The following is an 11,826-nucleotide window of genomic DNA, read 5'->3' on the forward strand; positions in this document are numbered from 1 at the left end:
AGAATAGGGTTTACCAACTATGATTTTATTCGTTCAACTTCTGAATCGGATCTTTGTAAGAAAAATCTAGTTGATAATAATCCTGTCTCAAATTTTGATGTCCTTTGGCATACCTTTAATGAAAATTATCCATCATTTGATCTTCGTGGAATTGATTGGGATTCTATGAGACAAAAATACAGATCTAAATTAAATGCTAAATCCACCGATTTAGAATTGTACGCTGTACTGAATAAGATGATATCTGAGCTAAATGACGGACACGTTTTCCTCGAAATTCCAGAATCATTGGAAGATGAAATAGGAATAGAACAAGAAAATACGGATGGGTTAAGAGAAAATGTTATTTCCGAAATTAATTCAAAATATCTTGATAGTGTAAAAACGTATAACCAAGGGAATATTAATTGGGGTATTATAGATGGTAACATTGGTTATATTCAAATTAATGATTTTGAAGATTTAGCCAATTATAATATCAATAAACACCTATCCAAAGAAGATTTCTGGGACGAATATTGGAATGAAGCTGAACAAAGCGAAAATTACTCTAAAGATGTGTTAGGTAGCTTTAAAAATCGGATGGCAACAATATTTGATGATATAAAGGCAACTAAATCTTGTATTATAGACGTGAGATTTAATGGAGGCGGTTTTGACCAAGTTGGGCTAGAAGTTTTAAGCTATTTTTCAGATGAGAAAAGGATTGCTTTTATCAAAAAAGCAAGATTTAAGGGCGGATTTACGAAAAAGCAAATTATATATTTAGAGCCAAATGAAAATCAATATTCTGGCGATTTATTTATACTGACCAGCTATCAAACAGCCAGTGCTAGTGAGACATTCACGCTTGCTTCAATGAATTTGTCAAATGCCAAACGAATTGGTTCCAATACAGAAGGAATTTTGTCCGACATTCTTTCAAAAAGATTGCCGAATGGGTGGGAATACGGACTTTCAAATGAAATATACGAAAGCGCAAAAGGTATAAATTACGAAAGAATTGGAATCCCAACGGATTATAAATTGAACTATAGTAAATGTGCACCATTATTTTACAAAAATCTATTGATGGAATTAAGAACTGAAGATAAAGCAATTGAAAAAGTAATAGAATTAGAAAAAGAAAAAACAGCTCTTAATAATGTAAATAAGCTAAAGAGTAACACTTTCAGTTCACATACAAATTCCTTGTAAACTAGTTCAGAACTAAAAATAAAACTAAACCATAAATAAAGAATTTGGAATATGAAATGTTCCGTCTGTTCAGGGGAAATAGATGAAAAATATTGCCCAAAGTGTGGTCAATATTTTAATAATGAAAGAATTACTAGTATTTCAGTTTTAAAGGATTTATTTGGCAGTATTTTTTCATTAGAAAAATCCTTCCTTATAAATATTAAAATGGGTTTATTACAACCCAATATACTTATTTCAAATTACTGGAATGGATATAGAGGTTATTACTACAGTCCAAGTAGATTTTTAACAATAGCATCCTTATTTTTTTTATTAGAGCTTATGCTTGTTAATGATTTTTTTGGAATTAGCGTAAGAAGTAAAGTTTCCCCACAATTTACTTTACTCTTTTTGAATCTTGTGGTATTTACTTTTTCCAGTTTTATTATCTATCTAGAATATAAGAAGAGCTTTTATGAACATTTAATATTAAATATTTACAATGTGAGTTTGTGGTCAATAATATTTGTTCCAGTATCGGTAATCTTAAGTTTATTTAATACTCATAGGACTATTGAAGCTGGTTTTTTCTTCCTTTTTCAATTATTTATTATTGTTTGGAACGCTAAAGCGTTTGAAATGAATAAATTCAAACGTCTTATTTATGTGGCCCTAAACTGCATATTCTTAGTAATTTTAATTTTGGTGTTAATTTACAGTTTTGGAACATCTACCAGATAGTTTCCATAAACGATTATACCAGGAAGTTTGCGGAAATAAAACCGAATAATGGAATAAAAGGTAATATGGGTTAATTACCAAACCCAAAAACAAATGCGTGTAAGTTATTTCCTGCTCATACCCAAAGCGTTGGTTGTTATTGAACTAATTATTAAATAAAACCATGAAAAAATATATTCTGGCATTTCTATGCATGCTGCTTGGCACTCCTACAATTTGTGAAGCACAAAAACCTACTATTCCGCATGAAGTAAAAGAAAACATCAAGAAACGGGTTGAAAATGGGATCAACGCTGGAATAGTTGTAGGGGTAATTAATTCTGAAGGAACCACCTTTTACAGTTATGGTGTCAAATCAATGAAAAGTAAAGAAGCTGTAGATGAGAATTCCGTTTTTCAAATTGCTTCCCTTTCGAAAACGTTTACAGGAATTTTACTGGCGGACTTAGTTGTAAAAAATGAGTTGAATTTAGATGACCCATTGCAAACTCTTTTACCAAAGGGAATCAACGCTCCAACTAGAAATGGGCATTCCATCAAATTAATCCACCTGGCTAATCATACGTCTTCCTTACCTAATTTGCCCCGTAATTTTAATATGACGAATCTCATAAATCCCTATGCCAATTATTCAGAAAAATTAATGTATGAATTCTTGAATAATCATGAGCTCACTAGGGACATTGGTTCTGAATATGAATACTCTAATTACGGTATGGGTTTGTTAGGGCACCTATTGGCAACCAGATATGAAATGAATTATGAAGAGTATTTATCCGATGTGATTTTAAAACCACTCGGGTTGGAAAATACCAGTACAGTGTTTTCGCCTCAAATGAAAATGAATCTTGCCAAAGGCCATAAAATTGGTGTTGAAGTAGAAAATTGGGATTATTTGTCCTCTTTTGCAGGTGCAGCGGGAATTCGTTCCACACCTACCGAAATGCTCAATTATTTGGGTTTTAATATGGGTTTAAAGGGAAGTGATCTATACTCCGCAATGGAGTTGTCACATGAAAATACCCGAAGGGAAGAGAGCAATCCACTTGTGGGGTTGGGATGGAGGATTAGGACTTTGGATGATAAGGAAATTTTATGGCACTATGGAGAGTCGGGTGGTTATTGTGCATTTCTTGGATTTATAAAAGGTGGAGATAAGGGAGTGGTCGTTTTGACTAACTCATATGCAGGTGTCACTGATATTGGAATGCATCTACTAGATGCTACATCACCCTTAGTTCATCCAAAACCTCCCATAGGAAGTAAGCTTAGAAAGATTATTGGAAGTCAAGGTTTTGAAGAGGCTCAAAAGCACTATTGGAAATTAAGGGAAAGTCAATCCGACAATTTCAATTTTGGTGAAAAACAATTGAATATGCTTGGGGATTTATACCTATGGAACAAAGAAATCGAAAATGCCCTATCAGTATTTGAGTTAAATATTGAGGCATTCCCCAATTCATTTTATGCATACGATCGCTATGGGGAAGCCTTGCTGCAACAAAAAGATACTGCAAAAGCCATTGCTGCATTCCAGAAATCAATAGAACTTTATCCTGAAAACTTCAGTGGTATCAAAATGCTAAAGAGTCTCGGAGTGGATACTGAGGGTTTGATGGTGCCTGTAGTATTGGAAGATGAAATTCTTCAAAGTTATGTGGGTGATTACGAACTATTTCCTGGGCTTGTACTTACCGTTTCAAAACATGGTAATCAATTGAAAACCAAGGCCCCTGGTAAAGCGGAATATTCGATATACCCAAAATCTAATAATGTATTTTACTATAAGGCATTAGCGGCACAAATTACTTTTAATAGAGATGACAAAGGAGAAGTTAAAAGTGTTACCTTGGTCCAGGAAGGAGAAGAATTTGTGGGAAAAAAATTAAAAGATTAGTGTAATATTGGTTATGAGAAATATAAAAGCCCTGAATAAATAAAATCTATATTTGCGCAAAGCTACCCTCAATTTAAATAGGGCCTTTAGTTGGAACGATTTTCGGCATTCTCTTATCAAGGATACCGGTTAATTTTACTAGCAAATGGGGGGGAGTAGAGGCCAAAATCTAAAGTTAATCAGATTGATAAACCAATATGAAATACATTAAGTTAAAGAATAGATTAGGATTTCTATTGAGTGTAGTACTCATAATCATAAATGTGTCATGCCAAAATGAAATTGAAAGGGAAGGTTATGTAAATGTTGAGGGTGGAAAAATATGGTATAAGATTGTGGGTGAGGGAGATGGCGTTCCCCTGCTAGTGCTTCACGGTGGACCCGGAGGCAGAAGTTGTGCAATGATTCCGGGCTTCTCCCTTTTAGCAACAGACAGACCCGTTATTTTTTATGACCAACTAGGTTCCGGTAACTCTGACAGACCAAAAGATAAAACGTTATGGAAGGTCGAACGCTTTGTAAATGAAATTGATTATCTCAGAAAAGCTTTGAATTTAGATGAGTTGCACATTTTGGGACATTCTTTTGGTAGCACATTCTTAATAGAATACATGATTACTAAAAAACCAGAAGGAGTAAAATCAGTCATTTTTTCTAGTCCGATGATTAGCACATCCGATTGGATAGCAGATGCCAAAATATTACTTTCGCAATTACCCGTTAATATTCAAGACACCCTAAAAAAGTATGAAGTTTTAAAGAATTATTCTGCACCTGCCTATGTAGCCGCAACAGATTCCTTTTATTCAAGGCATATAATTCGGAAAAAATGGCTTTATAAATCAACGGAGTGTGAGAATGTAGGTGGTTTCAATAAAGCTATTTATAACTATATGTGGGGCCCAACAGAGTTTAATGCGACAGGGACCCTTCTAAATTTTGACAGAACATCAGATTTGTACAAAATTGAGGAGCCCATACTTTTTGTATCAGGGGAATATGATGAGGCAAGACCCGAAACCATGTTCAAATATCAAAAGCTCTCAAATAATGCAATTGTAGAGATAATCGATGATGCAGGGCATGCCACAATGATTGACCAACCAGAGAAATTAACTGAAAAGATCGGTAAATTTTTGAAAAACATTGATAAGAATTAAACCAAAAGAAAATAACTTTATTTCTGAAATCAAAGCAGTGAAAGAACATCACCCAACAACAAACCATGATTCACAAATGGGTATTCAGATCGCCTAAATGAACATTAAAGAAATCTGGGGTGGGCATCCTTTTTGAGTATAAATTTTAATTCTAAACATAGAGCAATCCATGATTTTGTTAGCTCATCTATTGTGGTATAAGATAAATAATAGGGTACCACAATAACGAGCTTGCATACTTTTTAACTCCTAAAGGCAGATGCCAAAAGCATGACAGCTAGTCGTACCGGATTATTGGGCTGTGAGGTTTACTTCTTTAATTGAGCACAAACCCTGTCTGCTTAATTGACACTTCAGACTTTCCAAAAGGAAATTGTTTAGGTGGTAATACTTTCTTAAAAGTTCGCGAGATGGAGTTGGCAAGAATTACTGTCTTTAAATTTACAGGCTACTGCAGTTTAAATGCTTTATTTCTTATAAAAATCTTGACTCCTAGTAATTTGGAGATTTAATTGGGGAGAAGGGTAATTACTTATTATTATGCCCTGATCGTCAGTTTATTATAGGGTGTGTTTATTGAGGACTTTATGTATAGTATTAATATTTTTATCCTTTTCAATTGTCTTATTCTATCTTGGATATTAAGTTTTATTCGGCTAGAAACCCTTTGCAATGGGGCTTCAATAAAATTTTTTATTAGGAAGTGTTTTCACTAGTTAAAGACCCTTTCCATTATTAAGTACCAAAATTTTCTTTTAAAATTGGGAGGGGTCGAAAAAAATAAATTTTTATAGGGAAAAGTGGATAAGTGGAATTTACCCCCTTTTATTACGGTATTTTTCAGAGGGATAATATTAATATTTTCTTATAGAAATGGGTAAGTAAATTAGGGAATCAAATGTCCATTGAATTTTTTGGAAATTTGGAAAAGAAAACAAATATTCAAGGGCACTTTTGGTTATCCCGACTTACTTTTCTGATTCAATTAATAAGAAACTGATTTTTTAAGAATTGAATGGGTAGTCCCAAAGGAAAAAAATTAAAAGATATAAATTGAATAAAGGGAATTCGGTTTATACGGTTGTTACCCACAATATGAAAAAACAATGTCCTATTTAATTTTTGCCGTATTACTGATTGTAGCATCAATATTATCGTTTATTGCATTTTCTCAATCCAAAAAATCAGGGAAAAAAACTAATATTGTTAAGTTCCAGTATTTTGGGGAGGTTGATCTGAATAATCCTGACGAATATTATGAACAGCTAGTAAAGATTGGCGATATTGAAGTTTCTTTGGACTTGAACTTTGAAGAAACTAAAGTTTCAACAAAATCAGTGGAAGCAACATTAAGTTGGTTGGAAAACTTAGATAAACTTGTCGAAATAGCCAATCAGAAAATAGCGATCGATTTTAAAGTAGGCCATTTAGTAAAAGAATATATTAATCATCAACACTCTGTTTTTGACAAGGTTGAATTAACCTCAATTGGAGTTGATGTGACACAAGATTCTATTAGCCAAAAAGAAATGATGTTTAATGCCTTATATCTTAAACGCATTGGAATTTATCCGGAGGATAATGAAAGACAATTTATTTTCGACTATACTGTAAGTAATCAATTGACTGATTATATTTTAATGGTCGTATTCAATTGCAAAGGAGAGCTTGTTGGAATGGTTGAGGAAAGTTAAATGTGAGTAAAATCTGGTAAATTTAATCGTTCAGCAAAAGCTTTCTCCAAAATTGTCCACTCTGAAAATCAAGGTGAACAAAATCTAAAAGATAAAGCAGATTTAATAGATAGTTTCGGGCAATACTTTCTTGAAGTATATGAAAATAGAATAAAACTACTCTGTTGTAAATAATAAAAAAATGGGTAACCATGGCGAGCTTCCATGCTTTGCCAACGCACAAAAATTGACGCAAAAAAGCAAAGGAGCCAGCCGGGCCGTTGTAGCACATTTCCCATTTAAGACAGTTCTAGCTAATGGGGAAATTTTCAGGGGTTAAGAAATTTAATGAGAGTTAGAAAAAAGGAGTAATGACAAAAATTTTAACTATTGGTTTCCTAGTATTTTTTCTGATAGGTTGTAAACCGACTAATTGTCCGCCAAACTTAAATAAGCAACCAATGTTCGGTAAAGCGGAAAAATGTCCGAAACAAATTAAAATTGATAATGACTTTTTAAAACAATGTGATAAGATCTTTGAACACAGAAAAATTGCTGCACAATACCATATTGATCAAGCTTGGGGATTCTTTTATGAAAATAAACTTGACTCTTCCATGATGCGTTTTAATCAAGCTTGGTTACTAGATAGTTTAAATGCTGAAATATTTTGGGGCTATGGAAACTTAATGGGTAGAAAGGGAGAATTTCAAAAGTCTCTTGTATTTTTTGATAAATCAATAAAATTAAACCCGAATAACGCTAAAGTTTGGGAGTCAGCATCAACCAGTTTTGGCCAACTTTTTTTTCAAACTAAAGATGTTGAACTCCTTAATAAATCCATTGAATATCTAAAACGGTCGGTGGAATTAGATCCAACCAATGCTAGAGCGTTTGGACAACTTTCTGGTGCTTATACTTATTTTATACAAAAGGATAGTGCAAGAAAATATTTGGAGATTGCGGAGGCTCTAGATCCGGAAGCCGTTAATCCAGAGGTTCGAAGATTAATAATGGAAAAGTAAAAAAACGTGCTACAACAATGGCGAACTACCATGTTTTGGCAAGGCGCAAAATCCAACGCTTAAGAGCACAGCAGCCAGCTGGAATGGTGGCAAAAATTAAATTTGATGGGAGAACAATTCAGAAAAATATAAAGAAGAACCAAAAATTCGGATGGACTCCAAAAATCCAGGAGCAAATAAAAACTGATTTGAGTAAAAGACTATTCGTAGCAATTGCAATTAAGACTTTTGAAAAACTAGAATGGTAAGAGTATTTAAGAGTATTTCTAATCTTAATTGTTACACTTTTCTTCATTAGTTGCCTGAATGAATTTAAAAATAGAAAAGAAAAAGGTTTTAATGTTTATAATTCAGTGGGAGAGGTTTTTTATTCGGTTGAAATTCCTTTAATGACAATTGAGGAACTATCCGATTTAATTGAAAACAACCAAATACACAACCAAAGGGATAGACAAATTGCTGAAAAAATTATTTAGGCAGAGAGAGACTGGAGAATTTCAATTCATTCATTAAATGACTTTATTGTTATCCTTGAGAGAGAAATTGATGGAAAGACTACAAGGTCAAATCTTGAAAAATTATTAAAAAAGTATAACCAGAATTTATCAAATTATGCTTGGGAATCTGAAAGCATATCATATTTGCTAGAGGTATTTAAGCTTACAAATGAAATTGATTGAGGGAAATTTTCTAAGACTTGTCAATACGAATAGGAAACAATTAGTGTTCGATTACTAATTTTTCGCTTCCTTGGCACCCTTTGGGATTGCAACAGAACATTTATGGTAGATTAGCCACAACAAGCAAAACTAACGACGAATTAATTTAGAACTATGAGAGATCTTAAACTTTGGAAAAAAATCTATGACTTCAAATTAGATGATGAAAATAGTGAATTCACTTTTTCTCAAAGACTGGCTCGAGATAATAATTGGAGCCTTAAATTCAGCCAAACGGTAATTATGGAATAAAAAAAGTTCTTATATTTATGTTGCGCTGGTTATGGTGAAATAACACCCAGTGACGCTGTAGATCAAGCTTGGCATTTACACCTAACCTATACCAGGTCCTACTGGGATGATTTGTGTAAAAACACTTTGGGTAGGGAAATACATCATAACCCGACTTCTGGAGGAAGCACTGAGAAAAAAAGATATTCTAATTGTTATGATTCTATACTTGATGCCTATCAGAATGAATTTGACAAAAAACCACCTGAATCAGTATGGCCAGGTAACGAAGCTAGATTCTCAAATATTAACTTCCGACGAATTAATTTGTCAAAATACTGGCTGGTTAAGAAACCTAGATTTACTCCCTTAATCCTCTTATTAACTCTTCCAATCATAGTAGGACTTTTTATTCAGTCTGATAATTCTGTCCCATGGTTATCTCTTTTGTTTGTTGGGATGGTCATTTTATTTATTGCAGGTGCTATTGGTGGAGGAACTGGAGGAAAACGAAATGGAGGGTCGTCTGATAGTGGTGGTAGTTTCTGGGGGTGCTCAAGTAATGATGGCCACTCTGGATGTAGCAGCCATGGTTGTAGCAGTGGATGCAGTGGCTGTAGTGGTGGTTAATAACGATATTGAATGTGTATAATAAATAATCAACTCCATGAGTTGACCAAGTTATTTTCCAAGTTCGATGTATAAATACTAACCAAAAATAAAACTTCCGTTATTTTCGGATTTCAATTTCATTCGGTTGCCCAGAGATTGATTTCATCAGTAAATCAAAGTCATCAATCAATATCGGATGTGATAACAGACATTAAGAAATTAGGTTCCCAAGGAATTGGGCTTTCATGATATTATGGTCACGGGGTAGAGACAAACTGGCGATTCTATCTAAAGATCAATAAACTGATTAGTTTCAATTATTGGTATTATGTTAAACTACAAACAAAATTAAACGCCTTGGGTGCAGGCGTTTATTCAGACCGTTGGGCCTATAATGAACAAACTTTATGGATAGGAAGCAATTAACAGAAAAACACAGTTTCATTAATGATACAGTTTTTAGACTTAAAACCTTTGGGTTGACAGGAGAACGCTTTTTCAAAAATTTGTTATCTCCGGTTAGAATATTTAAGGATAATGGGAGGCTAATTAATAAGCCTGTAATTGCATTTTCGGAAAGTGCTCTTTGGAATCCATTTGACAATAAAGACAATTGGGTTTTAACTGCCGGAAAAATTGAAAATTTGAGAATTTCTTCACGAAAACTTAACGGACTTGAAATTAAAGCCAATGAAGTTTTTAGTTTTTGGAGGCATATCGGAAATCCCAATTTTGGTCAAGGCTACGTAGTTGGAAGGGAAATCAGGGAAGGATGTATCGTGCCAACAATTGCAGGTGGACTTTGCCAACTCTCTAATGCACTGTATGATGCTGCCCTGAAAGCTAATTTTGACATTATCGAGAGGCATAAGCACACAAAAGTTATTAAAGGTTCGTTGGCTGAACAAGACCGGGATGCTACCGTAAAGTGGAATTACATCGACTTGCGCTTTAAATCAAGTTTTGACTTTAGAATTGAAGTCGAATTAAGTGCAGACAAGTTAATGGTGACCTTTAAAAGCCAGCAGAAAAATGTGCAATCAGAAGGAGGTAATATTAACCTTAGACAATCAAATAAGCTGAATGACTGTTATTCTTGTGGTAATTTTTCTTGTTTTAAACACCCCGACCGAAGTACAGAAAAGCCAGAAACTGCTACAACAACTTTTATTCTTGACGAGAAATGGCCAGAGTTTGATAACTACATAAAAACAATTGCAACCGATTCTGACCACTTCATTGTGCCCTTCAAAAAAAATTGGTTCATAAAAACCGATCGCTATAATTGGACCGCAATGAAATTTACTCAAACTAAGTTTACCACGTTTCAGGGTATTTATCGTGCTTTAAAATTGAGATACGCCTCTAAAAAAATGAATAACGTTTTTGAACTGAGCTTAAATTTAGATAAAAAAATTGCTCATGCTTCCGCTAAACAAATTCCAATTGAATCAACCCATTTAGTTATTTCTCAAAATCTGCTTCCATTTATTTATGAAACAGGTGTTTTAGGAGGTAGGACTTATGATGTGCTAATGACTAGACTACCAATTGAAAAACTTCATGAAAGACTTGATTTTGCTCATTTAAAAAATCCAGGAAGTGTAACATTGAAAGATTTTAGGGCCTCCAATCAATTAATTGAATTTGAAAACAAAGCCCTTACAATGGCAAGAAAAGTAATTACTACACATAATGAAATTGCAAATATTTTTAAGAATAAAGTCGAGAAATTAGAATGGGACCTTCCGAAAATATCAGTTAAACAATCAAAGGGAAATAAAGTGCTTTTTCCTGCTTCTGGGATTGGAAGAAAGGGAGCGTACGAAATGAAAAGGCTTGCCAAAGCATTAGATCTCAATTTAGCAATTACTGGCAGAACTTTAGAAAATGAATACTTTTGGGAAGATCTGAAAATTGAAAAATTCAATGGAGACTTTGACGAAATTGCTTTAGTGGTTTACCCCACTTATGTTGAACACCAACCAAGGCAAATTTTAAATGCGATTTCAAAGGGAATTCCTATTATCACAACTAATGCTTGTGGAATAGAAAGATCAGACAAAATAATTGTTGTTGATGTTGGGGACTATGAATCAATTAAAGAAGGAGCTGAAAAAATATTAAATAAAAATCCTGAGCAGATTATTGTGTAAAATTATTTTAAATCGCATTTTACGCTTACTGCCAGTAGGCTGAGTAGCGAGATTTTAAAAGTGGGTGTAAACCTCACCTATCCGATGGACTGTTTTGACATTTCAAAGGAGTTAGAATAAGTAATGCGGTTTATTCAAAATTTTAAGGATGGAGTTAGCAAGCCTTACTATTTTTTAATTTACAGATATGGCAGTTTAAATACTTTACTTTTTTAAAAAAAGCAGGCTATCAGGAATTTGAGGAATTCAATAGAGGAGGTGGGGGTAATGATTTGTATGCCCTGAACGTCAGTTGGTTACAAGTATGGTTTTAACGTAGACTTGATGTGTGTAAGTATTGCCCTTTTCTCTTTTAGGTTGAGTAAAATTGATCTAAAACCCTAGCCGTTTTTCTTTTTAAGGCCCTATAGGAGGGAGGCGTTAGTTTAATTGA

The 11,826-nt window shown here is 33.7% G+C and carries 9 protein-coding genes; all 9 read left to right on the top strand.

Features of this window, described 5'->3' with window-relative positions; all coding sequences use genetic code 11:
- Positions 1 to 1,197: S41 family peptidase (locus E1171_RS17130; RefSeq protein ID WP_187696511.1), on the top strand; the 1,197-nt coding region annotated here is incomplete at its 5' end.
- A 51-nt stretch (positions 1,198 to 1,248) separates the two neighbouring features.
- On the top strand, positions 1,249 to 1,920 hold the full coding sequence (locus tag E1171_RS17135) for a hypothetical protein (RefSeq protein WP_155207278.1): 672 nt from the start codon (positions 1,249 to 1,251) through the stop codon (positions 1,918 to 1,920).
- Between the two features lie 163 nt (positions 1,921 to 2,083).
- Entirely contained in the window at positions 2,084 to 3,817 is a 1,734-nt protein-coding gene (locus E1171_RS17140) for a serine hydrolase (RefSeq protein ID WP_155207279.1), read from the top strand.
- Between the two features lie 197 nt (positions 3,818 to 4,014).
- Positions 4,015 to 4,977: a proline iminopeptidase-family hydrolase gene (locus E1171_RS17145; protein WP_155207280.1), complete on the top strand. Its 963-nt coding sequence runs from the start codon at positions 4,015 to 4,017 to the stop codon at positions 4,975 to 4,977.
- Between the two features lie 1,106 nt (positions 4,978 to 6,083).
- Positions 6,084 to 6,671: a DUF2004 domain-containing protein gene (locus E1171_RS17150; protein ID WP_155207281.1), complete on the top strand. Its 588-nt coding sequence runs from the start codon at positions 6,084 to 6,086 to the stop codon at positions 6,669 to 6,671.
- A 350-nt stretch (positions 6,672 to 7,021) separates the two neighbouring features.
- Complete coding sequence (locus E1171_RS17155; protein WP_222931532.1) at positions 7,022 to 7,675, top strand: tetratricopeptide repeat protein; 654 nt, start codon at positions 7,022 to 7,024, stop codon at positions 7,673 to 7,675.
- A gap of 17 nt (positions 7,676 to 7,692) precedes the next feature.
- Entirely contained in the window at positions 7,693 to 7,923 is a 231-nt protein-coding gene (locus E1171_RS17160) for a hypothetical protein (RefSeq protein WP_155207282.1), read from the top strand.
- A 1,156-nt stretch (positions 7,924 to 9,079) separates the two neighbouring features.
- Positions 9,080 to 9,277 carry a hypothetical protein gene (locus tag E1171_RS17170; protein ID WP_155207284.1) on the top strand — a complete coding sequence of 66 codons (198 nt, stop codon included), beginning with the start codon at positions 9,080 to 9,082 and terminating at the stop codon, positions 9,275 to 9,277.
- Between the two features lie 367 nt (positions 9,278 to 9,644).
- Positions 9,645 to 11,393: a VanW family protein gene (locus tag E1171_RS17175; RefSeq protein WP_155207285.1), complete on the top strand. Its 1,749-nt coding sequence runs from the start codon at positions 9,645 to 9,647 to the stop codon at positions 11,391 to 11,393.
- Positions 11,394 to 11,826: the final 433 nt, after the last annotated feature.

The sequence above is a fragment of the Xanthovirga aplysinae genome (assembly GCF_009711365.1).
GTDB lineage: Bacteria > Bacteroidota > Bacteroidia > Cytophagales > Cyclobacteriaceae > Xanthovirga > Xanthovirga aplysinae.